General features: G+C 47.0%; 32 protein-coding genes and 1 pseudogene. 6 read left to right on the top strand and 27 right to left on the bottom strand.

Going from position 1 to position 25,196, the window contains the following annotated elements; translation table 11 throughout:
- Positions 1-170: 170 nt before the first annotated feature.
- From KNP99_RS15270 to KNP99_RS01350, 3 genes and pseudogenes are all read right to left on the bottom strand, one after another.
- Positions 171-455, bottom strand: a pseudogene (locus KNP99_RS15270) (P-loop NTPase family protein).
- On the bottom strand, positions 437-730 hold the full coding sequence (locus KNP99_RS01355; RefSeq protein WP_088836950.1) for a hypothetical protein: 294 nt from the start codon (positions 728-730) through the stop codon (positions 437-439). Before KNP99_RS01355 ends, KNP99_RS15270 begins: the two are co-directional and overlap by 19 nt.
- 67 nt (positions 731-797) lie before the next feature.
- Positions 798-1,853: a DUF871 domain-containing protein gene (locus KNP99_RS01350; RefSeq protein ID WP_214845553.1), complete on the bottom strand. Its 1,056-nt coding sequence runs from the start codon at positions 1,851-1,853 to the stop codon at positions 798-800.
- A 136-nt stretch (positions 1,854-1,989) separates the two neighbouring features.
- Here KNP99_RS01350 and KNP99_RS01345 point away from each other — a divergent pair, with 136 nt between their 5' ends.
- Positions 1,990-2,478, top strand: a complete 489-nt coding sequence (locus KNP99_RS01345; RefSeq protein WP_214845551.1) for a DUF4825 domain-containing protein — start codon at positions 1,990-1,992, stop codon at positions 2,476-2,478.
- Positions 2,479-2,569: 91 nt separating this feature from the next.
- Here KNP99_RS01345 and KNP99_RS01340 read toward each other — a convergent pair whose 3' ends face one another.
- The 5 genes from KNP99_RS01340 to KNP99_RS15260 form a co-directional block, all read right to left on the bottom strand.
- The gene (locus KNP99_RS01340; protein WP_214807988.1) at positions 2,570-3,943 is read right to left on the bottom strand and encodes a PTS transporter subunit EIIC; all 1,374 of its coding nucleotides are present in this window, start codon (positions 3,941-3,943) and stop codon (positions 2,570-2,572) included.
- Between the two features lie 13 nt (positions 3,944-3,956).
- Positions 3,957-4,841, bottom strand: a complete 885-nt coding sequence (gene murQ / locus KNP99_RS01335) for an N-acetylmuramic acid 6-phosphate etherase (protein WP_214804783.1) — start codon at positions 4,839-4,841, stop codon at positions 3,957-3,959.
- A gap of 142 nt (positions 4,842-4,983) precedes the next feature.
- Complete coding sequence (locus KNP99_RS01330) at positions 4,984-6,924, bottom strand: glycoside hydrolase family 3 protein (RefSeq protein WP_214845549.1); 1,941 nt, start codon at positions 6,922-6,924, stop codon at positions 4,984-4,986.
- Between the two features lie 505 nt (positions 6,925-7,429).
- Positions 7,430-7,855: a hypothetical protein gene (locus KNP99_RS15265; RefSeq protein WP_251133028.1), complete on the bottom strand. Its 426-nt coding sequence runs from the start codon at positions 7,853-7,855 to the stop codon at positions 7,430-7,432.
- A 170-nt stretch (positions 7,856-8,025) separates the two neighbouring features.
- Positions 8,026-8,535 (bottom strand): type I restriction endonuclease, encoded by a 510-nt coding sequence (locus KNP99_RS15260; protein ID WP_251133027.1) that lies wholly within the window; start codon positions 8,533-8,535, stop codon positions 8,026-8,028.
- Between the two features lie 213 nt (positions 8,536-8,748).
- Between KNP99_RS15260 and KNP99_RS01320 the strand changes: the two genes are divergently transcribed.
- Positions 8,749-9,258: a hypothetical protein gene (locus KNP99_RS01320; protein ID WP_214845547.1), complete on the top strand. Its 510-nt coding sequence runs from the start codon at positions 8,749-8,751 to the stop codon at positions 9,256-9,258.
- A 56-nt stretch (positions 9,259-9,314) separates the two neighbouring features.
- Here the strand turns inward: KNP99_RS01320 and KNP99_RS01315 are convergent, their stop codons facing one another.
- On the bottom strand, positions 9,315-9,599 hold the full coding sequence (locus tag KNP99_RS01315; RefSeq protein WP_214845546.1) for a hypothetical protein: 285 nt from the start codon (positions 9,597-9,599) through the stop codon (positions 9,315-9,317).
- Positions 9,600-9,757: 158 nt separating this feature from the next.
- A complete protein-coding gene (locus KNP99_RS01310) occupies positions 9,758-10,087 on the bottom strand; it encodes a winged helix-turn-helix transcriptional regulator (protein WP_012370213.1) in 330 nt (109 codons plus the stop codon).
- A gap of 329 nt (positions 10,088-10,416) precedes the next feature.
- Here KNP99_RS01310 and KNP99_RS01305 point away from each other — a divergent pair, with 329 nt between their 5' ends.
- From KNP99_RS01305 to KNP99_RS01295, 3 genes are read left to right on the top strand one after another with little or no spacing between them, the layout of a single operon-like run.
- Positions 10,417-11,619 (top strand): MFS transporter, encoded by a 1,203-nt coding sequence (locus KNP99_RS01305; protein ID WP_214804791.1) that lies wholly within the window; start codon positions 10,417-10,419, stop codon positions 11,617-11,619.
- Positions 11,620-11,644: 25 nt separating this feature from the next.
- Entirely contained in the window at positions 11,645-12,571 is a 927-nt protein-coding gene (locus KNP99_RS01300) for a TIGR03571 family LLM class oxidoreductase (protein WP_214845775.1), read from the top strand.
- A gap of 13 nt (positions 12,572-12,584) precedes the next feature.
- Positions 12,585-12,863 carry a winged helix-turn-helix transcriptional regulator gene (locus tag KNP99_RS01295; RefSeq protein WP_214765743.1) on the top strand — a complete coding sequence of 93 codons (279 nt, stop codon included), beginning with the start codon at positions 12,585-12,587 and terminating at the stop codon, positions 12,861-12,863.
- Positions 12,864-12,877: 14 nt separating this feature from the next.
- Here KNP99_RS01295 and KNP99_RS01290 read toward each other — a convergent pair whose 3' ends face one another.
- Positions 12,878-13,621: a class I SAM-dependent methyltransferase gene (locus KNP99_RS01290; RefSeq protein WP_214845545.1), complete on the bottom strand. Its 744-nt coding sequence runs from the start codon at positions 13,619-13,621 to the stop codon at positions 12,878-12,880.
- 157 nt (positions 13,622-13,778) lie between these two features.
- On the opposite strand from KNP99_RS01290, the gene KNP99_RS01285 reads away from it, so the two are divergent.
- Complete coding sequence (locus KNP99_RS01285; protein WP_214765738.1) at positions 13,779-14,684, top strand: TerC family protein; 906 nt, start codon at positions 13,779-13,781, stop codon at positions 14,682-14,684.
- An 83-nt stretch (positions 14,685-14,767) separates the two neighbouring features.
- Here KNP99_RS01285 and KNP99_RS01280 read toward each other — a convergent pair whose 3' ends face one another.
- The 16 genes from KNP99_RS01280 to KNP99_RS01205 form a co-directional block, all read right to left on the bottom strand.
- Positions 14,768-15,622, bottom strand: coding sequence for a hypothetical protein (locus KNP99_RS01280; RefSeq protein ID WP_214801373.1), 855 nt, complete (start codon positions 15,620-15,622; stop codon positions 14,768-14,770).
- Positions 15,623-15,727: 105 nt separating this feature from the next.
- Positions 15,728-15,958, bottom strand: a complete 231-nt coding sequence (locus tag KNP99_RS01275; protein WP_251133026.1) for a hypothetical protein — start codon at positions 15,956-15,958, stop codon at positions 15,728-15,730.
- Between the two features lie 32 nt (positions 15,959-15,990).
- Positions 15,991-16,755 (bottom strand): ankyrin repeat domain-containing protein, encoded by a 765-nt coding sequence (locus KNP99_RS01270; protein ID WP_214804799.1) that lies wholly within the window; start codon positions 16,753-16,755, stop codon positions 15,991-15,993.
- 41 nt (positions 16,756-16,796) lie between these two features.
- A complete protein-coding gene (locus KNP99_RS01265; RefSeq protein ID WP_214804801.1) occupies positions 16,797-17,453 on the bottom strand; it encodes a UbiA prenyltransferase family protein in 657 nt (218 codons plus the stop codon).
- Positions 17,454-17,470: 17 nt separating this feature from the next.
- The gene (locus KNP99_RS01260) at positions 17,471-18,085 is read right to left on the bottom strand and encodes a hypothetical protein (RefSeq protein WP_214845544.1); all 615 of its coding nucleotides are present in this window, start codon (positions 18,083-18,085) and stop codon (positions 17,471-17,473) included.
- 66 nt (positions 18,086-18,151) lie between these two features.
- Complete coding sequence (locus KNP99_RS01255; RefSeq protein WP_214769483.1) at positions 18,152-18,409, bottom strand: hypothetical protein; 258 nt, start codon at positions 18,407-18,409, stop codon at positions 18,152-18,154.
- Positions 18,410-18,459: 50 nt separating this feature from the next.
- The gene (locus KNP99_RS01250) at positions 18,460-18,894 is read right to left on the bottom strand and encodes a hypothetical protein (protein WP_214845542.1); all 435 of its coding nucleotides are present in this window, start codon (positions 18,892-18,894) and stop codon (positions 18,460-18,462) included.
- A 55-nt stretch (positions 18,895-18,949) separates the two neighbouring features.
- On the bottom strand, positions 18,950-19,228 hold the full coding sequence (locus KNP99_RS01245) for a hypothetical protein (protein ID WP_214811211.1): 279 nt from the start codon (positions 19,226-19,228) through the stop codon (positions 18,950-18,952).
- Positions 19,229-19,366: 138 nt separating this feature from the next.
- Entirely contained in the window at positions 19,367-19,798 is a 432-nt protein-coding gene (locus tag KNP99_RS01240; RefSeq protein WP_214845540.1) for a DUF2691 family protein, read from the bottom strand.
- Positions 19,799-19,820: 22 nt separating this feature from the next.
- Complete coding sequence (locus KNP99_RS01235; RefSeq protein ID WP_214845538.1) at positions 19,821-20,453, bottom strand: hypothetical protein; 633 nt, start codon at positions 20,451-20,453, stop codon at positions 19,821-19,823.
- Positions 20,454-20,468: 15 nt separating this feature from the next.
- Positions 20,469-20,948 carry a hypothetical protein gene (locus KNP99_RS01230; protein WP_214845536.1) on the bottom strand — a complete coding sequence of 160 codons (480 nt, stop codon included), beginning with the start codon at positions 20,946-20,948 and terminating at the stop codon, positions 20,469-20,471.
- A gap of 116 nt (positions 20,949-21,064) precedes the next feature.
- Positions 21,065-21,646, bottom strand: coding sequence for a hypothetical protein (locus KNP99_RS01225; RefSeq protein ID WP_214845534.1), 582 nt, complete (start codon positions 21,644-21,646; stop codon positions 21,065-21,067).
- Position 21,647: 1 nt separating this feature from the next.
- Positions 21,648-22,370: a DUF2750 domain-containing protein gene (locus KNP99_RS01220; protein ID WP_214769501.1), complete on the bottom strand. Its 723-nt coding sequence runs from the start codon at positions 22,368-22,370 to the stop codon at positions 21,648-21,650.
- Between the two features lie 29 nt (positions 22,371-22,399).
- On the bottom strand, positions 22,400-23,056 hold the full coding sequence (locus KNP99_RS01215; RefSeq protein WP_214845533.1) for a hypothetical protein: 657 nt from the start codon (positions 23,054-23,056) through the stop codon (positions 22,400-22,402).
- A 29-nt stretch (positions 23,057-23,085) separates the two neighbouring features.
- Positions 23,086-23,625, bottom strand: a complete 540-nt coding sequence (locus KNP99_RS01210) for a hypothetical protein (protein WP_214769507.1) — start codon at positions 23,623-23,625, stop codon at positions 23,086-23,088.
- Between the two features lie 16 nt (positions 23,626-23,641).
- Complete coding sequence (locus KNP99_RS01205) at positions 23,642-24,943, bottom strand: suppressor of fused domain protein (RefSeq protein ID WP_214845531.1); 1,302 nt, start codon at positions 24,941-24,943, stop codon at positions 23,642-23,644.
- Between the last annotated feature and the right edge of the window lie 253 nt (positions 24,944-25,196).

The following is a 25,196-nucleotide window of genomic DNA, read 5'->3' as shown; positions in this document are numbered from 1 at the left end:
TTGTAAGTAATTGATTTGATGCTGTTGCGTTTCACTTCATCCTGACAATGATTGATTACTTTTCACCCGAGTCTCAGGTTCAATGTAGAAAAGATTTCAGCCAGACAAAGTGGACGTCCCCTCTCTGAGCAATTCTCAGAGGATTGACGTCCATTTTGTCTGGATTTCGATTAAGTAGCTGTCTCCAATAATTGACAAACGTCGTTCCGGGATTTCAATACGATGTTGGTTTTCGTCGATGTCACTTGATTGAGTTTCGATTGGATATCCGGTCGTTATACGTTTGGATTATTCCAAATCTATTTAAAAAAAGCAAAATCGATTTTTTCTGGACACCCTGCTGTCATATCTGTTCTTGGTTCATGGCGTATTTTCCGTTTCAAGACACGGCTGCGTTGTTTAGCTAACGTCGACTTGCCGGAGCCCCTGGAGCCAATCAGGACGATTCTTTTAATTCCGTTTCCTTCCTCGTTTCCTGTGTTCGCTCACTTGACGATTCATCGACTTTTGTATTTCGTTCAAGATAGACACATACCAACTCGTTGACATGAAACGCCAAGGCGTTTCCCCGATCAACTGACAGTCTAAAAAACTGGGTCGTATAATGTGCAGCTGTCTCGTGGTGTTCCAAAAAACCATCAATCGATTCCATGAACATATTAAAATCAACAAAATCATCAATAAAATGTACATCCCCGTTTTTTAATTTCAAAAAAAGTTTGTCCTCCATCGTCCTCCCCCTCTATCATTTATATTCAGTATTGCTGCTTCATCCTTTCGGTGAGTGAGTTGCTTACTTACAACTCTACCCACTCAAGCCGAAAAAGTCCCCCGGGTCCAATCTGTTGCAGCAACGGCCGATCCGCCTCGATCACGCGACCGATGACATTGACCCGTTCGTCGCCCGCAAGATTCCGTTTCGTGACTTGCAATTCGCCGGCGTACCGTCCGTACTTAAGATTGTCGATCGTGATCGAGCCGACAGGCCGGTCTGATACGGTCGCGGGTTCAAGCCATCCATTGCCCGGCCGACCGGAGCTACGCGACTCGACGGACCGGATGACGTCGCGTGCCGGATCCAACCGGTTCGTCTGTACGCGCGTCAACAACGGATCACCGCTTGGACCCGTCGCCCGGAGGACAATGATTCCCTCCTGATAGGCAGCAAACTGGTTCATCGTGCTCGCCGACAAACCGGGGTCTCCGATCAGAATCCGGTCGACGGATGCTTGAAGCTCGAGGTAACAGGCAAACGGTGCTCTCCTGCGGTGGTCTTCGAGCGTCGGTAACGTGGCATGAAGCGGACCACGCCGTTGTCCGTCTCCCGGAATGAACGCTTGGACACGGATTCCCTGCCCACGGAGCCATTCATTTTTATCATTGAACCAGCCCAGATCGAGTCCTGTTTCCGGTCGCGGATAATAGTTGTGCCACGCCTCGACCTGCTCAAGGACAAGCCCCTCCGCTTTCATCGCAGCGAGCTCCTCTGCCGTCAATGTACTAGCGTTTAAGGCGACCATCATCTGTTTTGACAAGTCCGCGACCTGCTTCGGCGTGATGCCATAATCGACCCGCAGACCGGTCACGCCCCATTCGATTAAGGTAGCAGCATCGTCCCACGTCTTGCCGAGTGCGGCAAGCGAACTCGGTGCGATATCCGCGACGAGTTCCATCTCGAGCTCCCGAGCGAGCGCCCCGAGGTCCCGCAAGCGCTCCGTATACAGCGTCGGGTCGTCTTCCGGAATATGTAATGAGGTAAAGATTGAGGTAAAACCAATTGTCCGCATCTGCCGGATGTTGCCTTTCGCCTCATCAGTCAATGGTTCACTTAAATAAACGGCGAGTCCTTTCATCTGCTTCACTCCTCTTGATTGACTGGATATTTGCTCTTAACGAATTGTTACTAAAGTACCAATATAAGAATTTTTTAGGAGGTATTCTACAAATTATGATACCATGAGGAGGAGATACTTAAAGGAGCGATTATCAATGAAACGAATTTTAATCCCATTGCTGTCGATTGTCTGCCTCGTACTGATTTGGAACGGCTACAGCCAACGTGCTGATTCAAAGGTGGACCTGTTCCACTACAAACATACTTATGTCGGCGATAACAGTGCTGTCGGAACGATCGTCAAGCAATTGGCACACCATCAAGAGTTGCGACAGATCGCTCTTGAAACCAAACAAACACCGTACGGAATCACTTTAGACTATAAAGAAATTGAGACAGAAGAAGTCGAACAAGAAATCAAAGAAACGGTCTTGTATAATGCAACCTATCTCTTTGCACTTGTCGACAATGTCGACCACATCACCTTTTCGTTCCCGGACTATACCTTCAAGGTGACGCGGGAACAGCTTGACGGGTGGTACAACACGCAACTCAGCACAATCGAACAGGAACAGGACTTGAAAAAGCTGATCCGGAATCAGCTGAAGTCCGATAAATCAGTGAATCAGTTTTTTGTTCATTGATTTTGAATGGGCCGGGAGTCAAAAAAAGATGGAACATCACCTCAAACGTGATCTTCCATCTTTTTATTTCTTCTGAAATCCTCTATCCCCGTTAAATCCCGTCTGCCATTTCCTCCTTAAAGCCAAACCAATACGTAAACAGGAATCCTGCCGCGTATGAGATGACGAGACCAGCGATATACGTCAAGTACATCCCGTTATCAATCAACGGTGTCAATGATAGACCGGATACACCGATTCCAAGCGCCGTCGTCTTCATCGTCGCCTGGAACGCACCACCGACGGCCGCTCCCATACAAGCCGTCAAGAATGGACGACCGAGCGGCAACGTGACCCCGTACAATAGCGGTTCACCGATCCCGAGGAAACCGACCGGAATCGCCCCCTTGATGATGTTACGTAAACGCTGATTCCGCGTCTTGACGAAAATCGCCAGTGCCGCCCCGACTTGTCCGGCACCTGCCATCGCGAGAATCGGTAAGAGTGGCGTATCGCCAATCGTGTTCAGGAGCTCCAAATGAATCGGTGTCAAGCCATGATGGAGACCGACCATGACGAGCGGCAGGAAGAATCCGGCGAGCACGGCACCGGCGAGTGGTCCACCGACTTCAAGCGTTGCATTGATGCCTAACATGATGCCGTCGGACAAGATGCCGGCGACCGGCATGATTGCATAAAGTGCCGTAAAGCCGACAATCAAGACCGTAAACAGCGGTGTAAAGATGATATCGATCGAGACCGGCATGAAGCGGCGGATGTGTTTTTCAAGATAGGTCATTAGCCAGGCGGCAAAGATGACACCAAACAGTCCGCCCCGACCGACGACGAGCGGTTCCCCGTATATAACGATGTCGACGAGTAACGGATTAAATAAAATCCCGCCGGCAATCGCTCCGAGGACAGGTGTGCCGCCAAACTCCTTCGCCGTATTCCAGCCGACGAGGATCGCTAAGTAGGCAAAGACGGTACTTCCGAGTAACAATAGAATCTGCATCCAGGTCACTGTTGCATCGACTCCGGCATTCTTCGCGAAGTTCGCTCCGCCGTTGATGATTCCGGATGCGACCAGTCCCGGGATGAGCGGGATGAAGATGTTCCCGATCCGGCGTAAGAAGCGCTTGAACGGGGACTTTTGTTTCTCTTTAACTTTTTGCCGTTCGATCGCGGCCCGTTCCTCGAACGTCAAGTTTTCATCGACCGATTCCTCACCGATTGCAAGTCCTGTCGTGCGGCTGAGATGATCCGCGACCCGGTTGACGGTCCCCGGTCCGACGACGAGTTGTAACGTCTCGTCATCGATGACACCCATGACACCGTCGATTTGTTTAAGTGCCTCGATGTCTGCTTTCGTCGGGTCTTTCAGCGACAACCGGACCCGTGTCATGCAGTGGGCGAGTTGCCGAATGTTATCCGTTCCCCCGACCTGTGCGAGGATGGCTTCCGCCAAGATTTCTTCTTTTTTCATCTTTTATCCCCCCTTAAAGTGCATCACGGACGAATCCGTTTGCGCGGTGCAAGCGTTCGACTGCTTCATCATACGATATGTCGGCTAAAATCATCACGATCGCCGTCTTGACGTGACCGTTCGCCGAAGTGAAAGTACGCGCTGCCGTCTCTCCGTCAACCCCGGTCGCTTCGACAATCATCCGTTTCGCACGGACTTCTAACTTTTCGTTCGTCGACTGGACGTCGACCATCAAGTTTTGATAAACCTTTCCGACGCCGATCATCGCCGCCGTCGAAATCATGTTCAGGACAAGTTTTTGTGCCGTGCCCGCCTTGAGTCGAGTCGAACCGGTCAAGACTTCCGGTCCGGTTTCGACTTCAATCTTGTACTGCGCGTGCTTACTGATGACCGCTTGTTTGTTACAGGACAGGGCAGCCGTCGTCGCACCGACTTCGTGTGCATAATCAAGTCCGCCGATGACATACGGTGTCCGTCCGCTCGCCGCGATGCCGATGACGGTGTCGTTTACGTTTACTTTAAGTGCCTGTAAATCTTCAACAGCAAGCGTCTGACTGTCTTCCGCCCCTTCGACGGCTTGAATCAGTGCCCGTTCCCCACCCGCAATCAGTCCGACGACCATGTCCGGCGAGACACCGAACGTCGGCACACATTCCGCCGCGTCGAGGACACCGAGGCGCCCGCTCGTGCCGGCTCCGATGTAAATCAAGCGCCCACCTACTTGAAACGACTGAATGACGCGCTCGACGACTTGTTTGATGACCGGGATTTCCTGTCGAATGACAGTGGCGACCGTTTGATCTTCCGCGTTCATGACGGTCAACATGTCTTCGACCGCCATGTCGTCCAGGTGCATCGTTCGTTCGTTTCGTCGTTCTGTTGCTAATTTATCTAACATCGTCAACACCCTCTCTACTCACTATGTAACCTTTTAAAAAACTTTAGTTTACTCTTCTTAACAAACCATTAAAATTTTATTGCAAAAGAGTCAATAGGGAAAGCCCAATCCGATTGATTGAGCTCATCTATTCCCTTCACACTTACCGGTTCCAATTCCGGAACCCGTCTCCAAACTCGAGATGAAGCGCCTCTTTAAAGAGACCATCCTCAAATTTCGGGACATCGACCGGCAGTTTCCCCTGTGGTTTCACTTCACCAAAGATGGCACGGATTCCTGCCGGTAAATTCGGTCCGGCCGATTTCGTGTTCCCGGCTTCCGAATCGGGACCATTCGGATCGCCCTTAAAACCGTACACAAGCAGTTGCGCTTTCGCGTCCGGTTGCACGGCGACATCATACGGATTCCGGAGACTGAGCATGACAGACGGTGTTTTTGTGCGTTTCGCCTGACGGAAGACTTCCGCCGGTACATAATGATCCGCCGACGTTGCTTTCAGCTTGTCACTGTTGTTGACGTTTGAGCCGATGATGATGTAGTCCGCCGCATCCAGCTTTTCTTGCAAGACCTGGTTTTGATCCAGGTGCGGTGTCGACGCTGTATAATTTTCCGTCAAGATGTTGACGCGTTTCAGGTTACCGGCGTTTTTTTCAAGCGACCGGATCGTCTTGACCATACTGTCCGTCTGATCTTTTGCCGGTGACAGGACAAGGATCGTCTCGCCTTTTTTCGGTTTGAACGGCAATGTCTTCCGATCATTTTTGACGAGCGTGACCGCCGCTTCCGTCATCTGCCGCTCAAGCGCTTTATGTTCCGGACTACCGACGATTGTATTCGCTTGGGCCAGTTTTTCATCGAGCGTGACTGGTTTGTCCGTTTCCTTCCAAATGCCGCGTGTCGCTTTGAGCGTCAGAATCCGCTCGACGGAACGATTGATGTCCGCTTCTTTTAAGTCACCACTTTCGACGGCTTCAATCACGTCGTCAAAAATCGACTCCAGTTTCGTCACGTCGCTCGCGGATCTTAAAATCGTCGGCATCAAGGCGATATCGACGCCTGCTTTAAACGTCTTGATGACGGCTTCCGACTCCGTGAAGTTGTCGGCAATCGCCTGCATGTTCAAGGCATCGGTGACGACAAGTCCGTCATAGCCGAGTTCTTCGCGCAGGACACCGGTGATGACGTCATCCGACAACGTCGCCGGTAACGGGAACGTCCCTTGTTTGGACTCGACGACTTCATCTTCAATTTGCGGCATGCCGATATGTGCCGTCATGATCATGTCGATGCCTTCCGCAATCGCCCGTTTAAACGGAATCAGTTCAAGCTGTTGTAATGCTTCAAGTGATTTATCGACGACCGGCAGACCGTAATGCGAATCGACCGCCGTATCGCCGTGTCCCGGGAAGTGTTTCGCCGTCGCAACGACACCTTGCTCCTGGATGCCGCGTGTCATTGCCGAACCGAGTTCCCCAACCAGGTTCGGATCACTCGAAAACGAGCGGACGCCGATGACCGGATTGCTCGGGTTGTTGTTGACGTCTAGGACCGGACCAAAGTTGACGTTGATGCCGAGGGCCTTCAACTCGGACCCGATGATACCGCCTGCCGCTTCCGCATAAGCCGGACTGCGGGTCGCCCCGATTGCCATGTTGCCCGGTAAATTCGTCCCCGTCCCGAGGCGTGTCACGATGCCGCCTTCCTGATCAATCGTCACGAACAGAGGAATGTCGTTACTCGCGTCACTTTTGATGACTTCCTGCAAGTCATGGACCAGTTTCGTCGTCTGCTCCGTTGCACTGACATTTTCCGCAAACAAGATGACGCCGCCTAAGTCAAACCGGTCGATGACCCGTCCGACTTCCGGTGCCAACTGCGTATGGTTGACCCCGTCCCATAGCCGGAAATCCGGCATGATCATTTGTCCGATTTTCTGTTCGAGCGTCATCTGATCCAGTTGTGCGTCGACCCGCTCCGTGACGGATGGTGTCGTTTCCGCCGCGACCGGTTGCATCGGTAGCGACGCAGCGAGTAGCGCCGTTGTCAATCCGAGTGTTGCCGTCCAGTTGAGTTTCTGTCCCATGTGCTCAGCTCCCCTTTAATGAAATCATTGACCGTTATAAGACAATGTAATATAAAAACATCGTTTTGACTGTACATCGCTCGTTGATCCGTAATTCGTGCGCAAGTTCCCCGTGTTCACCAACAGTATAGCAAGTCCTCATTTAAGAAACAATGTTTTAATTGAAAGCGTAAACAAATTAAAATAAAATTACTGAAATGAAATAAAAAAACCTACCTCGCTAAAGGTAGGCATGTTGTAAAACAATTAAAAATCTGGTGTTCATGAATGTTTAGCCGCTCATTTCATTCTTTTCTCAAATCGCCTCTTAGCGCCAATCTTGTACGCCGCTACGCTACGATGCAGGGCTGGTTTTGGTTACCCTTTCCCTTAAAAGCGATTCATGTCGGAAATCACGTCAATGCCCTCGCTATCAAAAGTAAGAATTGTAACTGACATTCCAACCACTGAAGCAGCGGGCTTCCTAGCCATAAATTCTGTGAAGACAGACATCTAAATAAGGAAATTAAGTTGAAGCAATGATTTTGTTGACGATATCTGATAAGCGCTCTTTATATTGTTCGATTTCATATACTTCATTAATTTTATGTCGCACATTCGGTTCATCACGGAAAGTTATATATTTATTTGTTAATGAATTAAGGTGCAAACGACAGACCCATTTCCGATTACTATCATCAATCAGAATGTTAAAGTAGCTCGCGTTATCCCGATAAAAAATTCGATTTTTATCGACTGTCGATCCAAGTAACACCTTTACGGTCGCATACCCCTCAATTTCTTCTTGTGTGGTTTCAATCGAAGGCTGTGATGGAATATCTATAGCCGGTTCATCGATGGTATTTTCTGCTTCTAACTCTGATGAGGAAGGAACAGAGACCGTCGATGATTCCGAGTCTCCTGAAATTACATGTTTGATTCGTTCATTCATATTCTCATTCATGAACTGCGTAAACGCTTTCGAAACGATAGGTCTAAACTTATCAACCACAGTTTGCGTTTTAATCCCTTGATAGCAGTCTTGAATCAGTAATCTAATAAACTCGTCGCTCGGTAACTGTGATTGTGTTTTTAACTGTTCTTTAATCGCACTTAAATATTTTATAGTTCCTCTGCTGTAGAGAGAATCGTGTTGACGTTAAATTCTTGTTTTTTAAATTTGTACAGCTCTTTGATTTCATTATCCTTAATGGTAGACAGTGTAATTTCAAAGAATGGAACAGTATCCATTACGTTGGGTGTTTCTAAATCCGTGTAGAATCGATAAGTGTCGCCATTCGTTAAAATAGCAAACTTAGCTTGTGTCGTTCCATAGTACCTAAACAGTTGCGAATCATGTTTCGTGAGAGGTTCTCGAATTGATTTAGCTTCAATAAAAATAGTCGGCTGTCCCTGATCCATGATTGCATAATCAACCTTTTCACCCTTTTTTATTCCGACGTCAGCAATATACTCCGGAGTGAACTCTGCCGGATTAAATACGTCATAACCCAACGTTTGAAAAAACGGCATAATTAAAGCGGTTTTAGTAGCTTCTTCGGTAGAAATCGAATGTTGAATTTGTTGAATCCTTTGAGAGACCAAACGAATATCTGAAGAAAATTTTTCCAATGTAAAAACCTCCTCATTTCATAGTTCAGTAAAGATGTATTTAAAGCGAACTAATGTTAATTCACATTATATAGGAATTTCCATTTACCACCAAGTAAAAACAGAAATTAACGATATTTAATCAAAAATTATCCGATTCGCTTTATTCAACTTAGTTTGACGTTTAAAAAAGATAATTACATAACTCGATTCACGTAAAGGAGTACTAAAGACATGAAAAAATTCAGAGGCAAACGGCGCTACTTCCGAAATCTTCAAAAAGAACAACAACTCAGCGCCCATCCGCTCGATTTCAGTCCTGACAGCTGGTTCGATTTTTGGCACGTCCACCTCGATTTCGACGGACACGGAAACGGTCACCTTAAGATGCGAACAGCACATGTCCAGGCCTTGTTTCATCTGATGGATGAGTTAAACACCGCTCTTCAAACGTGGGGACAACCGTACCAGCTCTGGATCGAACTGTCCCAGTTGGATGCAGGATTGGACGCCGTTTTTATCCATACAAATAATTCGAACGACGATAATTTTCCGTTTACCGATCCAACGTTAACGGATTCGACCGAAAGATTGCCGGACTATTTGCAAACCATCGAGGGTTTGGAGCAATACCAAATCCGGTTGTCCGAACGAATCACGTATGATCCGTTCGACGACGAACCGGAAGAAATCACGGATCACATTCTCGTCATCGAACGACGAGGGAGTCGTCACCCTCTTTAACCACGTACATACGGATGGTCCTATGAAAGAAACCGTCCGTCGATTGCAACTGACCTTTATATTCTTTTGAACATCATTTTCGAACCGGCAAGGAACATGATCAGAAGTACGCCGCCGAATATGAGATTGATCAGCCAAGGTAATGTTCCCATGAACACTTCTTTAGCCGCACCGTTGAACCAGTAAGCTAGAGCCGCAAACAACACCACGCTCATCAGCAGGATAAACGAAAAGCCGCTGTCCTGCTTTTGTGTTTTCTTGGCAATCCCGCAACCGATGAGAAAAACAACCACTGCTCCAGTTGCAAAATAAATGTAAAACCATGCATCGACAGACAGCATAAACGGACCACCTCCTATTAAGAAATGAATTTCCTTAATAAGGAATTTGCCGTTTTAATCTCTAATCCTTTCGCACGGTCAAACACTTCAATCGTACTAACAAAAACGACCGCCTGAAATCAGGACGGTCGTTTTGCTGTGCAGTATGATGGTCCGCTTTAAGAAGAAACGACTTCCTCACCCGTCAAATCGATATGTCCTTCGCCCCACGCACACATGGCGTCGAGAATCGGACGCAATGACCAACCGTAGTCGGACAAGGAATAGATGACTTTCGGTGGGACTTGTTCGTAGACGGTCCGGATGATGACACCGTCCTGTTCAAGCTCGCGCAATTGTTGCGTCAACATTTTTTGCGTGATGTTCGGCATCAGCTTCTTCAACTCACTCGTCCGTCGTTCCCCTTTGATGAGATGACACATGATGACGACTTTCCATTTGCCTCCGATGACTTGCAGCGTCGCTTCGACCGGAATGTTATAGGCCATGCTGATTCTTCCTTTCGATTCTTGGAGTACAGCGGGACAGGTACTTTTTAGTGACTATCGTACTTAAAAGTGTGTACTTCTCAAGTGCATTTGATGGGTTTATGATAACAACTGTCAACAGAAAGTACAAGTTGCTTTCGTCCATTGATTTGATGAAAGTAGGTAAGGTACTTTTTAGTGCCTATGGTACTTGAAAGTGCGTACTTCCTTAATTCAACTTGCCATTCTATGATGGGATGCAGAAGCTTCTCCTTTTCATCAAGCAGACTGGGCCCGGTCTGCCGGCAACAAACTGTTTTTTATTCATTTCAACCTTAGGAGGAATTATCATGAATCAATTAAACCCCCGTTCCGAACAGGAACAGGTTCCTAAAAACGGTCGCCTCGCCCTGCTTGCCCTCGCAATCAGCGCTTTCGGCATCGGAACAACAGAATTCGTCCCGGTCGGATTGCTTGCTGCCATCGCCGGTGACTTAAATATCGGCATCACTCTTGCCGGGTTGATCATTTCCGGTTACGCGATTGGCGTCGCCGTCGGTGCCCCGATTCTGACTGCTTTAACGAACCGGATGAACCGGAAAACGTTACTGATGGCATTGATGGTCATCTTTATAGCCGGTAATCTCGTCTCTGCCGTCGCTCCCAGTTTTGAACTGTTGATCGTCGCCCGTTTTATCACCGCATTCTCGCACGGTGTCTTCTTCTCGATCGGTGCGACGATTGCCGTTCAGCTCGTACCGGCAGATAAAAAAGCCAGTGCCATCGCCTTGATGTTCACCGGACTGACGGTCGCAACGGTTACCGGCGTCCCGCTTGGTACGTTCATCGGTCAAGCGTTCGGTTGGCGCGCGACGTTCTTCGCAGTAGCCGCATTAGGTCTTGTCTCAATCATCGCCAGTTTCTTCTTAATTCCAAAAGACTTGAAACAATCCCCACCAGCGAAGTTTTCCGACATGTTTAAATTGTTGACGAACGGGCGCTTGATGCTCGGTTTCTTAATCACTGCGCTTGGTTACGGTGGAACGTTTGTCGCCTTCACCTACTTGACGCCGATCATGCAGGACGTCACGAAAATCAGTCCGAGCCTGATCAGCATCATCCTGCTCGTCTACGGCATTGCCGTCGCGATCGGCAACGCAGCAGGTGGAAAACTCGCCAACGGCAATCCGATTAAAGCATTGTTCTATATGTTCATTTTGCACGCCATCGTCATGATCGCCTTGTCATTCATGATTCCGTTTAAAGTCGCCGGTATCATCGGCATTATTCTAATGGGATTGCTCGCCTTCATGAATGTCCCGGGACTGCAACTCTATATCGTTCAGCTCGCTGAAAAATATGTCCCGGCTGCCGTCGATGTCGCGTCTGCGTTAAACATCTCCGCCTTTAACATCGGGATCGCCCTCGGTGCAACGATCGGCGGACTTGTCGCCGACACGATTGGACTCGTTCACACACCGTGGGTCGGTGGCATCATGGTCATTCTCGCCGTCATTTTGACTGCCGTCTCCCGTCGTCTCGAACACCAGTAAGGAGGAAATTTCATGCTTGACAATCATGCCAGTTACCGGCGGATGTACCGTGACGCTCGGTCTCCACATTCCGCTGGAGAATTTTAAGATGCAGACACCGACCCTCGCGAAACAAATCGAGCTGGCACAAAAAGCCGATCAGTTTGGTTTTACAACCCTTTGGTTACGCGACGTGCTGTTGAAAGATCCTTATTTTCTTGATCCTGCCGTCGGTCAAATTTATGACATGTTGATTTATGGTACTCACCTACTCTGTCAGACGAAACAGATTGCCCTCGGAACATCTGCTTTGGTCCTGCCGCTCCGTCACCCGTTACGGGCTGCCAAAGAACTCGCGACGATTGACGCACTGTTCCCGGAACGGCTGATACTCGGTGTTTCGTCCGGCGACCGGCAAGCGGATTTTCATGGTCTCGGGATTGATCATCCGAGTCGGGGTGTCCAGTTTAAAGAAGCGTTACGCGTGATGGAGCAAGCATTGTATACGGACTACCCGACGATTCAGTCTGAGTACGGCGATGTCACCGGTGCGACACTCGTGCCGCGACCACAGAAGCGGATTCCGACGATGATTACCGGGTTTGCCCAACAAAACATGGACTGGCTTGCAACCAACGGGGACGGCTGGATGTATTATCCGCAAGGACCTTTGGAACAGGCAAAAGCGATTGAGGATTGGCGCCAGACGAGTCAAGACGCCGGAATAACCCGGTTCCGCCCGTTTTCGATGCCAATGCATCTCGATCTATCTGCTGATCCGGATGAAGAACCGACACCGATCCGACTTGGATTCCGAATCGGACGCAATCGTTTGATTGAACTGCTCCATCTCTACCGTGACCTAGGTGTCAACCACCTTTTCTTCGCCCTGTTCGACAGTGAACGACCGGCGGAAGAGGTCATTGATGAACTCGGAACCTATGTTTTGCCGCACTTCCCGCCGTTACGTTGAGGAGGTGCATCACATGACATCTGATATACGCGCACTTGACCATACGGTCCGGATCCTCGGGACCAAGTTCGAGATGCAGATTATTCGGGTGCTGTTGCAAGCTCCCTGTTCCTTCGAAAAACTGACAGCAGTCGGATCAGCACATTCCACACCTGAGTTGACCGTTTGTCTCGCGCAACTCGAACAACGCGGAGTCATCGAACGACCGGCATCCATCTATCGCCTGACACCAATCGGCGAGAGTTTGCAGCCCATCTTTCACGCCATCGAAAAACAAACCCGGCATCCGTAAATGGATGCCGGGTTTTATGTCGTCGCGACGAGCGTGAATTCCCACGGGATGTTTTCGCCGTTCCAGCCCCGGTGCTCGTCCAATTGTGCGAGGGTGAAGCCGTTCCGGATGACCGTGTTTACGATCTCACTCATCGTATAGTGCCGCAGCATTACTTTCGGAAACTCCGTTTGCTCAGCGGGATCAAAATGTGATTGATAGGCGATTTTGTCTTCGTACACATCCTGATCGAAATAACGCGGGATGTACGTGTCTTCATCAATACAATGTTTGATCGGGTGATAGTCGCTTAAAATCAGCTTCCCGCCCGGCTTGAGCAAGGCAAACAAAATCGCCGCGAACGCCTCCAGATCATGAAAATAATGCAATATCCCGCCTTCAAGATACAAAACATCAAACTGGTTGCGATACCGGTTCAAATCCATTTCGTAAATATCACCGACGATGTATTCAATTTCTGTCCCGGCACAGGCGGCAAGCTCCAGCGCATAACGGCGGTTTTCTTCCGAGATGTCGAAGACCGTGATGTCAGCACCGAGTAACGCCAGCGGAACCGCTTTGCGTCCGTTCGAGCCGCAAAGATTAGCAATCTTTTTGCCGGTCACTTCCCCAAAATAATGCTGATGTTTCTTAAGACTCGCTTTTGGATCGGCCAGGATTGCTTTCGCCTTGTCCGCCGGCGATCCGTCGCGTTGATTCCAAAATTCATAAGCCCGGTATTCCCAGGCGGTTTTGTTGATGGCACTTGTTTTTTCCATACCAGTCTCCCCTTTTGACGTCCCTTTTGATTTTAATGCGAAAAAGTGTCTGATTGATTTTTTAAACAAAAGCAGCACACTCCCTTCTTTACTTTAAGTTCATTTGAACCTATAATTGAAATATGAACAGAACACCACTTAAAAGGAGGAAGCGCTGTTGACACTATTGATTGTATTTTTAGCGATCGTCTTCATCATGCTCGCATTGGACCTTGGCGTATTTCACAGGAAAGCCCATGAGGTTTCGCTCCGCGAAGCCTGGACGTGGACGTTCGTCTGGATCGGACTCGCCGTTGCCTTTGGCGGTTGGTTATTTTATGCGCAAGGCAGCGACGCTGCCATTGAGTACACGAGCGTCTATTTCATCGAAAAGGCACTTGCGATTGATAACGTCTTCGTCTTCTCACTCGTCTTTGCGTACTTTGCGATTCCGTTGAAGTATCAGCACAAAGTCCTGTTCTGGGGCATTCTCGGTGCCATTCTCTTCCGCGTCATCTTCATCGTCGCCGGGGTGTCGCTCCTTGATAACTTCGCCTGGGTCTACTACATCTTCGGTGCGTTCCTCGTCTACACCGGTTACATGATGTTTAAGAACATCGGGCAGGAAACGTCGCTTGAAGAGAACAAGACGGTCCGTTGGCTTGAAAAACGTTTGCCGATCACACAAGACATCTCGTCCGGTAAGTTTACGCAGCGAATCAACGGCAAATTGTTCTTCACACCGCTGTTGATCGCGTTGATCTTCATCGAAATCTCGGATATCGTCTTCGCCGTCGACTCGGTCGCAGCAAGCTTTGCCTATTCGCGTGACCCGTTCATTATCTTCTATGCGAACATCATGGCAATCCTCGGACTTCGCAGTCTCTACTTCGTCCTCGCGAACCTGATCGACCGCTTCTATTACCTGAAGCACGGTCTCAGCTTCATGCTCGTCTTCATCGGAGCGAAGATGATTCTCGGTGATGTCTACAAAATGCCACTCTGGATGTCGCTTGGTACGATCGTCCTCGTCATCCTGATCAGCGTCTTCTACAGCTTCTATAAAACAAAGCCAGGAAAATAATTGATGACAGGAAAGGGAGAATGATTCTTCCTTTCCTGTTTGTTTACGTAAAAACAGCATCCCGGCAGGATGCTGTTTTATATTTACTTCTTCATATACCGTTCAATGATTTTCGTGTACAATGCGTCTAATCGGGCGTTTTCCTCGACGACGATCGTGTCTTTCGCATACGTAAAGAGTTCGTTCGCTTCTTCGAATTTACCGGCGTAAATCAACAGGAACATCTTGCCACGCGTGTCCCCTAACCGTTCTGACGATTCTTCCCGCGCGTTTAACATCCGTTCACTGTTAAGGTCGATAATATCCGCTTTTGCATCCTTGCTGTAATGGTTTTCCGTTAAATAGTTGTCCAAGCGCGTGAGATAGTCACGGTAGCTGATCAGCGTCAACGCTTCGCTGATTGAACCGTACCGGCTTTCAAACGAGAGGATTTGTTGTTGCTCATAGTTTGTGATGACTTTGTACAGGGCCTGGCCCTGTTTTAACAACGCTTTTGATTTCGCCTTCAAGCGCGCCGTTTCTTTCTTCAAGGCCGCGACACGTCGATCCGTTATCTTTTTCTCCTTCGCCGTGTTCACTTCAGGAATGAATTTTTTTAGTGCTTTGACTTCTTTGACCGCAGCTGCATGGTCTTTTTTATACGACTCGACTTTTTTATTATAACGTTCAACTTGTGCACGGTAGACAGGATCAGTCACATAGTCCGGCACCTTGATGCCACCAAATCGATCCATGTGAAAGAGGGTGCTATCGTATGAAGCAACAGCTTTCAGTTGTTTCGCACGATATTTTTTATAATCCGTCTTTTTTTTCACGACTTGGGTCGTCTTTGTTTTTGTCGCTGCATCCGCGACTCCCCCCTGAAAGGAAGCCCCTGTCAATACAAGCGCTGTCACGACACCGCTTGCTAACACATTCCGAAATGTTATTTTTTTCATACGAACCCATCCTTTTAAATAAAATTAAGTCAATATAAGGAAAAATCTCCCATCTTTTATTTTATCACTTGACATTTGAATCGACCTACAACTTTTTAACCGTTCTCACTTTAATTTTTCTTCCGGGATGAGGAGAAAAATCCCGACAATGATCAAGATGCCAAATAAGACATAATCCATTACCGGAAGGCCGCCTCCCCAAGCAAGACTACCGTCATTCGTAGCGATATATGCTCCTGCTTCCGCAATCGTATCTGTCATCTTGTCGAGTTGAATAATCAGCATGCCAAACAAGATCGTTTGTACAAGAATGATGAGACCAATCCATTTTTTCATCTTATTTCCTCCTATGTATGGTTTGTAACAGCTTAATGATTTCCGGATACCGGTGTTTCAATGCAAAGCCGAGCGCTGTTCGCCCTTTTGCATCCTGACTGATGATCCCACTCTGCACCGTGTGCCAGCAACACTTTCGTGATGTCCGTCAGACCATACTGACTGGCAAGCATCAGGGCTGTATTGTTAGCGTCTAACGTATTTTCGATTTCGATGTCTGCTCCTGCCGCCAGTAACGCTTCCACCGCTTTGACATGCCCTTCTCCCGCTGCGAGGTGCAATGGTGTGAATCCGTTCATTTCGATGCGATTGACATCAGCTCCCGCCGCTGCCAACATGACAATCTTCTTTGTTTTTCCTTCCTGCGCCGCATAATGCAGAGGTGTATATCCTGCTCCGTCGTCCGTCTGCCAGTCAACACGTGCCTGATCTTCAAGTAAACGACGCAAGACTCGTTTGTTGCCAGAGCGCGCGGCGATGAAGTGCACCGCCGTGAATCCGTGTCCGTCAAAATCAAGAGCGGCACCACGGTCAATCAGTTGCATCGCGATAGCGGACCGGTTTTCATACAACGCAAGGTGCAACGGCATTAACCCGTGCCGGCTCCGTCGGTTGATGTCTGCCCGGTGGTCAAGTAACAGCGTGACGATGTCGTCATTCCCTTCCTCGATTGCCCAGTGCAATGCCGAATTTCCTTCTTCATCCAGTGCATCCAGATCGTCCCCGCGATCGATGCACTTTTTTACCTTTTTGATGTTTCCGTAAAAAGCATGGTCCTGCAGTGATTTTTTAGGCAAGCTGATTTCCCCTTTTTAGATATTGTAAAAATTGAATGCAATCACCAATCTTCTTCTGAATACTCTTGCAACGGACTGGTTTCAATCGTCGGTGCACCTTCATTTGCTTTCTTTGAAGGGTACAAGTAATGCTTTACAACTAGTAAAAGAAGAACAATTGACGACAGAATGCAGCTAGTCGCATAAACCGGTTGCAGGACATTTTCCAGTCCGAAGACTGACAGAACTTGTAACAGTGTCAGGATAAAAAGCGTCAGGTGGAAATACTTGCGCACAATTTTCGGAATACCGGTTTTCCCATAAATCCCCCACCAGACATATAAACTTAAGCTGAATGCCACGACGTTCGGAATCGTATAGGGACTGACGAACAGTAAAATACCCATTAAAAGCATCAACCAGGCATAACGAATCGCCTGCTTAAGAAAGGTTGAATCGATTCCTTCGTCACCGTTGACGATTGCTGCTTCCTCTTCCGCTGTCAACGACCGAAAGCCAAGTGCTTTCTTTTCTTCCGCCAAGTGCCGCATTCTTTTTTGCATGCCGATGTACAGCGGATACCGTTCTTTCGTCATTTCGCCGTCATTCGATTGACCGCTTTCGTTCTCCTGGATAAAACCCTGATGCAGCGTCCGACCAATTCGGTAACAGACCCAGTGGTCAACCTGCCGACCGTTTTCCCGTTTCAAATAAATCATTTGTTTCGCCTCGTCCTTCATAGAGTAACTTTCTTCGTCTCTTCTTCTTTTAGCGTTTGAATCACATGCAACAGTAAGAGAAAACCGGAGACGAGGCACACCGTACCGCTGATCGAAAGATTAATCGGGTTTAAGTAGTCTTTTGACGTGCCGCCCAAGGGAATCAGCATGATGGCTCCGTACCAGCGATAGAAACGGGCACGGCTCGATTTCCCTTCATCCATCGGCCAAACCCACGGGAGATAAAATAACGGAATATAACCTGGGACGGGCAACACTCCCGTCAGTGATGACAGTCCACAAAGCATCGTGAACAGTGCGACAAATACTTTCCGTTTTTTACTGCGACGTTCAATCCATTTGTCCATCGTTTTTGACGAAGGGAAATCTGACTTGAAGTAGCCATCCGCTTTCTTTAGGCGAATCCATTCTTTCTTTTGCCGATATGCTGCTATTACGTGCCGACATTTGACTACCACGGTCGCTGCTTCAACATTGACCTGGACTAGTTCGTCACTTCCCTCTTGCTTCTCCTTACTGGCAATCCCTTCCCGGTAAAACAACGTTCGTCCTTCCTGGTGATAGACGATGTGGTGCACTTGATCGTCGATTTGTTTTAATAATTGAATCATCGTGCTCTCCCTTTACTCCGCTTTATGTACTACTTCCAAGATGAGTCAATTCCTCATCTCGATCGTTTACCAGACAGAATTGACATAGTACAGTACGAACAGTCCTCCTGCGATACATATATAACCATACTGTCTGACGGTCAACGAACAAAAAATGATCGTTCCGATTGAGAGTAGGATGCCAAGAACGAATGAATCGATGTTGTCGACGTAACTCCCATGTCCCTCTAACGGCGTCTGCTTCGCATGCTTCGACCGGATGAAGTACGTTCCTACTATCAATAAGAAGAGACCGACAACAAGACCGATGAATGGTAAAATCACAAGCGCTCCCTCCAAGATATGTAACGAAGCCGCTGTGGATCAGCGGCTTTTTAGCTTTTACTCTGTTTCGTGATCAAAATATAGGTTCTTTCAGGAATCTCAATGTCTTCCAACTGATTAAGTTCTAAAGACAGTGTCATGCTTTTCTCTTTTGGATATGACTCTTCCCCAATCCAACATGTATACAGTTCAAACGATTCACCCTCGTCTAAGAAGTCGTTCATGAGCGTAAACAGATAGCGCAGCTTTTCCTTTGACTCCTTTGAAACCCTGGAATCAAAAGGTTCGACGATCTCGATTCCCCAATCACTTGAAATCTCATATACATACCATTTATGAAAATGTCTCGTTTTTACTTCATACAGACAGTCTTTATCCGCAAAACTGGGTCCTATATATAAGGGAAGTGTTTCATCTTCTTCATCCAAATTGAGATACTGATCAGGAATTTGTCTCTCCATACAGATATATGATGCTAAGCTCATTGTGCTTCCTCCTTATGTTTGATGTTGCCATCGTTACTTGAAAGACGTCTCTACCTCATCTATTTTTCCAAAATGCGCAATTTTTCCATTCATACAAAAAGTGATCGAGCATGCCAAATACATGGGAAACGGTATCGATGATCGTCTGTTCAATCATCTGTCTCATCCGTTTTTGATCCGCTTCGCTCGACTGCTGGTAAAACGCGATGCAGGCCGTATAGTCATTGACGTTTGGATTGACTTCTTCTTCGTAGATGTCCTTATAATCCGCCATCCCCTCTTTAACAACCGTTCGATAAACCGCTTGAACGAATTCTTCCACCTCTTGATTCATGAATTTTCTCTACTCCATTAACACTCAGTAGTTCATATCTCTCATCTTGAACGCTTAGCGTTTACATCTGTTAGTCAGGACTACTTCTTATTCTGACCAGACCGACAAACGGGTGCGAGGATCATTGTCATCGGTCACCTACTCGATTCCGGTATATCCACGTCTCACAGCGTTCTCATAAAACGCTTCGGATACGCGCTGCTCCTTACAATAGATCTCGACGTACGTGCAATCATAAATCAAAATCGCGATTTGGCAAGTGCTTTCTTGAAACCATTCATAAGTCATTCCCACTTCTTCAGTCTGACCACTTTGAAATGCAAACAATTCAGCAAAAATCAGGTAATTACTAGGTCCCCTTAGCCATTTCGCTAATTCATGTCCTGTCGCTTTCTGATTGGTTGAAAACTCTTCTAAACTGTCATACCATTCCCCGTCCATGGTTTGAATCGGAAAATCAAAATTGCGAAGAAACCAATCATACGCTTTCATCTCGATCGCACTTAATATGTCGATCAAGACACGCCCCGGTTCATTCGGGATTTCAAACGATACACCACGCAGACTCATTGAATCCCCTCTTTCTACCTTGTCATAAGAAGGCTGCAGTAAGAAAACACTGAAGTTCCTGTTCTTCACTCGAACTCCCCCACGTACAAACAGCGTAACCTCGTGCGGTGAATGTCCTAACTATCTCGGTGACTGGTAAACTTCCGCTTTCTGTTAAGCCGATGTCATGTACCTGCGCAAGTAGCTCCTGACAATATGATGGTCGATCATGATTCGTACAAATAATGGTATACATAGATGGAGAAGCACTAATCATCTCAATGGCTATCGTGAGCTGTTCGAGACCAAATTCAGCGATCCCGACGTAATACGGTTCTTCTCCCACTTGGACCGGTACTTCTATTCGAGAGGTGAAGCCCTCGAGCATCTCTTCTCGTTCGAGCAAACGCCACAGCTTGTAGTAATCAAAGATTCTTTTAGACTGGAACTCATTTCCGACACGCACTACTACATAAAAGCGATACGTGCCCAGCGCATGCTTTTTCGCTAGCTCGTCACGGAACATCTCACTACTGATTTGTTTGAATTGGACGATGTCTTCTGGAAACAAAAGCATCTCACCGACTACACATAGACAGCGAATCGATGAACTCGCATCCGCAAGCCATGGGAAGATGCGTGTCGCATCGCTATGCTCTTCGACATACGTTTTCATGAAGAATCTCCTTTTTTAATCCCACTGACACGTCACGCTTTGATTCGTTTCAAACTGTAGATATACGAGTTGATTCGTACCAAGATGAGAGATTTTGAATGATTGTTGTGATGCTTGCGAATAAGGCAATTCGAATTTGACACTTTCGATTTTTTTCAGTAAAAAGTATGCCCAGTGCTGATCGTATTCATTCTCAGACAGAACTTCCCATAACGCATCCTCACAATGATTTGCCTCGCAGATATACAATTTCATGACCGTATTCTCTGCTATCATGGGTAACGCCGCAAATACGGAATGGTTCGGAATTCGCGGTTTCTGAATGACCAAGGTATAGCCATCTTTCAGAAGACGATCCAATTGTTCTCGGCTATCCGGAATCTCTTCTTCGATGACAGAAGCCGGAAGTTCTCCGATCCGGATCGGTAATCCCACCTCATATTCAAATGGATCTTCGAGTGCTAACAATTCTTCGTGAGAATAGGTTACTTTCATACTGTCATTTTCCCCTACCTTTGTGCAGTGCTTTGAAGTTTTAGTCATATCAGAAATTGATTCTTTAAAAGGGTTCGTAATCTCTTTGTTTCATTCATATGTAGCGATCTCCACATTCAGGAGATTTTTTCGATTTTACGTTTGTGCTTGCTTCGAAGATATAATAAGAGTGCCGTTCCTGTACCAATCGAAAGGATTGGGAATAGATGCGGAATATACTGCACTTGCCGAAAACTGACATGCATCAAGAAATAATCGACGAAACAGATAATCCGTAACCACATTGGTAACTGATCTTTACTGATGAATGCTAAGAACATCAGAACGATACCGATACCTAATACAACAATCGGTAATAGAGAGAACGGTGTCACGAACTGAAACAGACCGAGTCCAACAAGAAGATAAGCGAGCCATTTCGTCCGGCGTCGAAACGTCTCGCGTTCTTTCCGTCCGGGTTGCATCCCGTAAATATCATCCTGCTTGTATCCTTCCGCTTGCTTCTCTGTAATCAATTCCTCCATCCGTCGTTTTGCTTGGCGCCGAAATGTATATTTTTCTTCAATTGAATCACTGACATCTTGATCGAGTTTCCATTGCTCCGTGACTCCGTGATACATCTGAATCGTTCGACCATCGCGGTACAAGAACCAGACATAGGTGATGCCACCCACTTGTTTACTGAGTGTCTGAATCATGTTAACCCTCCAGATCTGCCAGAACATCTTCCGAATCAAGCTCAAGTCCGACGAGCTCCGGTCCCCAGTTCAAGCCACAATAGAGTCCGTCGTCGATCATGTTCGGTAACCAGCCATTCATGAACAAATTCAGGTCTAAGCGAATCAGGTGATAGTTCGCCCATTCCTTTGTCTGTAAAGCCTTCGCTGCTGCTTCCGTCGAAAAGAATAACAGCACATCCGTTTCCTCTTGGTTCGACGGACAATACGCCCAGCCCGACTGCTCAAACTTCGATAGCCCATAAACAACGCCTGTCTCAAGAACTGTCTGTACGAAGAGTTCTGTTTGTTCCGCACTCCGTTCCATTTGTTGTTCCTTTTCAATGAACGCCTTCAACGTCGGTGCTACCGGAAACAACTCTTGTTCTTCATGATCCCATAAGACGATCGTCTCCGTGTCCGGAAGCTGATACCCGAGTTCGTCACCTGTTCCGTCACTAGCAATCCGCAAGAACCCGGATGGATAGTCCTCTGCATCCGTCGTGTTAACACGAACGAGATCGTCCCATGTCCGTTTGATATATTGCTCGTCCTTGATCGGATGAAATTCCCATTCGCCGACGCTGAACTTGTTTTCGCGCTTGTACCTGTTTCGTAGTTCTTTCGGAAGCTCGAAGCCGAGTTCTACTTCTACCTCTTGTAGTCTCTCTTCTGTGATACCTGGTAAGCCGATTGGGTATTCCATCAATATGACTCCTTTTATCTTAAAATAAATTATTTGTAGGTATTTAAAACGTGATCAATCTGATAATCCGGTGGTAGGATCGCTTTTAGCTGATCGACGCTTTGAAAAGCATCTCCATTCGAAAACCACATGAAACCGAGCGCATCATGCGATGGAAGAATAAACGGTAATCCATCACGTGCATCAATCACATGGGTATATTTCGCTTCTTTAAAGATCCATCTCCCAGAAATCTTCAACTCAAACGTAGGTCGCGCGAACGTGATGAGGAACGTTTCACTATAAGCAGCTCGAAAAAAGGACTCTTCTAAGATGAAACGCAGAGCATTCGCATCCAACACTTCGATACAACAGTAAAAACTGGTACGCCGATGATCGCCTTCGTACCGTGGATGTTCGTGGCATACGAATAGTCTCGATTTTAAACGGTCTAAGAGGTTCATCTCATCTTCTCTAATCTCATCAAAATTAGTCGTGATATATAAAGGAAAATGATTGTAGCGAACTAGCGTGTCATACAATACCCCCTCCGTCAATTCACTTGTAAAGCTACCTACTGTATGGTCATAACACATGATTTTGTAGATAGTTTGTAATGGACCAAGCACGTTGATTTCGGATGTCTGAAGCATACGTTGTATACTCTTCGACTGAAAAGAGTATTCGTCGATCATCAGCTCGTTCATACTGTACCTCCTACCTGTATCGTCATCGTTCAATTTTTCCGGTTAAAATTCTTGCCTGCGGGATAAAGTCCGGTCAAGCGTCTGCCGTAATGAACCTCTGCCTGCCCCACCCGGATCTTCGTCACGCCATACTGTGCCTTAAAATATTCAATGACGGGTTCGACGATCTGAGACGGTTCGAGAACATAGAGGACGAATTCGATTGCTTCCGGACCATAATCATCCTCAAAAAAATAACCGTTTCCCGACGAAAAAAGAAATTCATTGAGTTCCTCTTCGATGTTCGCGCGATGCTCCGAGATGACGTCATATTCTTTCTCCTGACAAAAGATTTCGATGACAATTTCGTAGTAATCCGCTTCTTGAACGACGTAGTATCCGTCTTTTTCTTTCTCTACTACAAGTTCCCGGATGTAGGCATCCAGATTAAAAAAACGCGAGAATTTTTGCTCGCTCATTGGTTCTTCTAACCGCTCTCCCATGATGCCGTGAAACGTGTAGAGCGTCCGACCATCCTTTTCGAACAGCCAAAAATGATTCTGACCGTTAATCTGTTTGATGACTTGCATGCCTTTCCTCCCGTTCTTATAAATCCGCGAACCATTCTCCATTCAGCTGCCGAATCACCGTATCGCTTGGTAACTGTTGACGCAATCGTTTCGCCCAGTCCGTCCGAAGATCATAAGCGAAGTGTTCTTCGTTCGAGAGCAGATAAAGCATTGCACCATCATGACCGACGATCACGACCGTCGAATCCTCCGGATAAACGAATCGATCTTCTAACACACGTGTTTTCCGGTAGATGGTTTCGATCTCTGTTTGAATCGCCAGATGGTCGGAATACGAAAACATGAACAGTTCGTTCATCAATGCGACTCCGTACGCGTGTTCAAGGATGAGTTCGAGTCTCTTAGCATCTTCAATCTTGACCGTGAAGTAATGCGTCTCAGTCGTCGACGATCGTTTTCCGAGTAACCATCCGTTCGTTTGTTTTTGTCTAGACAAGACATGTGAGGTGAACGACATATGATGTTGCGCGAAGAACGACCTGTTTTCTTTGGCTTCCTCTTGAAACGCAAAAAAGGTCGCGTATACCGGAAAACGATTTTGATGAATCAAAAAATCATACAGGAAGGCTTGGTTTAGGACAGAATTACCTCGTTCTTCCGATTCTACGCTGATGTCATACGCCTTCCCTAAGGGTCCGTCCAGTACTAACGGCCGTTGGATGTCGTCTTCAAAAAGGTCATCTGTGATCTCACATTCGAGAACGAAGACCTGTCTGTCAGGCCTTGATTCATCAATCATTTCATCGTCCCCGACGAGTGGATGCCGCTTTAAATTGAGCAATTGCATCTCTGTTTCATACAGCATGTCATTAAATTCATCAATGCCGTACTGCTCGATGTATGCGACTTCCGAAGCAAAAATCGGCACGAACCAGACCGGTAATACCGTCTCCGGTTCTCCGGACGCCGCATCTCCGTGATGGACTTGAAACGATTCCTCGAAGTAGAACGGTGTCGTCACATACCGAGCAGCGAAGCCGTACTTCGATAACAATCCATCCGGCAGCGGTAAGTACTCGCCTAAATCATAAGCATGTCCAGTCTTTAATGCTTCCAGCGTCAAGCGATAGACCAATTCAACCAGGTCCGATTCGGCATCTTGTTGCATGACGGACAGCATCACTTCTTGATGGACAATAGCGCTATTATCGAATCGCAACGGGTTGCGCAACAGTCCGAGTGATGTCACTGTACTCGCATTCGCAAACGGTGCATTTTGAAACTGCACCAATTGAATCGCCTCTTTTTGTAATTCTTCAATCTCGAGATGACCCATCATCTTGCCACAATGTTTTTCCAAATGCTCGATATAATTCATATGTACCTCCACTATGTTGCCTTTGATTAAATTTGCTATTCTAACGTAATCAATTTCCATTTCTCATATTTATTATATAATCAGAAAACATTTTTGGAAATTTTTATTTAGTGGAGTCGATTGATACACAAACAAAGATAATTTCTTTCACTCAGTGAAAATACTGATTCCATTAGTACATCACACGCTAACGTTGAGCGGCCCTGTCAGCACCCATTGCCGGGAGACGATATCGATGTCGCTCAAGGCTTGT

It is taken from the genome of Exiguobacterium sp. s95, assembly GCF_018618655.1.
GTDB lineage: Bacteria > Bacillota > Bacilli > Exiguobacteriales > Exiguobacteriaceae > Exiguobacterium_A > Exiguobacterium_A oxidotolerans.
Note: the sequence above shows the minus strand (reverse complement) of the source record. Positions and strands in the feature narration are given on the sequence as shown.

Excerpts from the sequence above, each read along its gene's own strand:
- KNP99_RS01290 (WP_214845545.1), bottom strand. The coding sequence starts at position 13,621 with ATGGAAAAAACAAGTGCCATCAACAAAACCGCCTGGGAATACCGGGCT.
- KNP99_RS01315 (WP_214845546.1), bottom strand. The coding sequence starts at position 9,599 with ATGCTGTCTGTCGATGCATGGTTTTACATTTATTTTGCAACTGGAGCA.
- KNP99_RS01300 (WP_214845775.1), top strand. The coding sequence starts at position 11,645 with ATGCCAGTTACCGGCGGATGTACCGTGACGCTCGGTCTCCACATTCCG.
- KNP99_RS01280 (WP_214801373.1), bottom strand. The coding sequence starts at position 15,622 with ATGAAAAAAATAACATTTCGGAATGTGTTAGCAAGCGGTGTCGTGACA.
- KNP99_RS01210 (WP_214769507.1), bottom strand. The coding sequence starts at position 23,625 with ATGCAAGTCATCAAACAGATTAACGGTCAGAATCATTTTTGGCTGTTC.
- KNP99_RS01350 (WP_214845553.1), bottom strand. The coding sequence starts at position 1,853 with ATGAAAGGACTCGCCGTTTATTTAAGTGAACCATTGACTGATGAGGCG.
- murQ (WP_214804783.1), bottom strand. The coding sequence starts at position 4,841 with ATGTTAGATAAATTAGCAACAGAACGACGAAACGAACGAACGATGCAC.
- KNP99_RS01275 (WP_251133026.1), bottom strand. The coding sequence starts at position 15,958 with ATGAAAAAATGGATTGGTCTCATCATTCTTGTACAAACGATCTTGTTT.
- KNP99_RS01215 (WP_214845533.1), bottom strand. The coding sequence starts at position 23,056 with ATGAACGAGCTGATGATCGACGAATACTCTTTTCAGTCGAAGAGTATA.
- KNP99_RS01240 (WP_214845540.1), bottom strand. The coding sequence starts at position 19,798 with ATGAGTCTGCGTGGTGTATCGTTTGAAATCCCGAATGAACCGGGGCGT.
- KNP99_RS01355 (WP_088836950.1), bottom strand. The coding sequence starts at position 730 with ATGGAGGACAAACTTTTTTTGAAATTAAAAAACGGGGATGTACATTTT.
- KNP99_RS01245 (WP_214811211.1), bottom strand. The coding sequence starts at position 19,228 with ATGAATCAAGAGGTGGAAGAATTCGTTCAAGCGGTTTATCGAACGGTT.
- KNP99_RS01330 (WP_214845549.1), bottom strand. The coding sequence starts at position 6,924 with ATGGGACAGAAACTCAACTGGACGGCAACACTCGGATTGACAACGGCG.
- KNP99_RS01340 (WP_214807988.1), bottom strand. The coding sequence starts at position 3,943 with ATGAAAAAAGAAGAAATCTTGGCGGAAGCCATCCTCGCACAGGTCGGG.
- KNP99_RS01310 (WP_012370213.1), bottom strand. The coding sequence starts at position 10,087 with ATGGCCTATAACATTCCGGTCGAAGCGACGCTGCAAGTCATCGGAGGC.
- KNP99_RS01305 (WP_214804791.1), top strand. The coding sequence starts at position 10,417 with ATGAATCAATTAAACCCCCGTTCCGAACAGGAACAGGTTCCTAAAAAC.
- KNP99_RS01235 (WP_214845538.1), bottom strand. The coding sequence starts at position 20,453 with ATGAAAACGTATGTCGAAGAGCATAGCGATGCGACACGCATCTTCCCA.
- KNP99_RS01225 (WP_214845534.1), bottom strand. The coding sequence starts at position 21,646 with ATGATTCAGACACTCAGTAAACAAGTGGGTGGCATCACCTATGTCTGG.
- KNP99_RS01345 (WP_214845551.1), top strand. The coding sequence starts at position 1,990 with ATGAAACGAATTTTAATCCCATTGCTGTCGATTGTCTGCCTCGTACTG.
- KNP99_RS15265 (WP_251133028.1), bottom strand. The coding sequence starts at position 7,855 with ATGAATGAACGAATCAAACATGTAATTTCAGGAGACTCGGAATCATCG.
- KNP99_RS01260 (WP_214845544.1), bottom strand. The coding sequence starts at position 18,085 with ATGATTCAATTATTAAAACAAATCGACGATCAAGTGCACCACATCGTC.
- KNP99_RS01205 (WP_214845531.1), bottom strand. The coding sequence starts at position 24,943 with ATGAATTATATCGAGCATTTGGAAAAACATTGTGGCAAGATGATGGGT.
- KNP99_RS01265 (WP_214804801.1), bottom strand. The coding sequence starts at position 17,453 with ATGATTTATTTGAAACGGGAAAACGGTCGGCAGGTTGACCACTGGGTC.
- KNP99_RS01295 (WP_214765743.1), top strand. The coding sequence starts at position 12,585 with ATGACATCTGATATACGCGCACTTGACCATACGGTCCGGATCCTCGGG.
- KNP99_RS01250 (WP_214845542.1), bottom strand. The coding sequence starts at position 18,894 with ATGAGCTTAGCATCATATATCTGTATGGAGAGACAAATTCCTGATCAG.
- KNP99_RS01230 (WP_214845536.1), bottom strand. The coding sequence starts at position 20,948 with ATGAAAGTAACCTATTCTCACGAAGAATTGTTAGCACTCGAAGATCCA.
- KNP99_RS01220 (WP_214769501.1), bottom strand. The coding sequence starts at position 22,370 with ATGGAATACCCAATCGGCTTACCAGGTATCACAGAAGAGAGACTACAA.
- KNP99_RS01320 (WP_214845547.1), top strand. The coding sequence starts at position 8,749 with ATGAAAAAATTCAGAGGCAAACGGCGCTACTTCCGAAATCTTCAAAAA.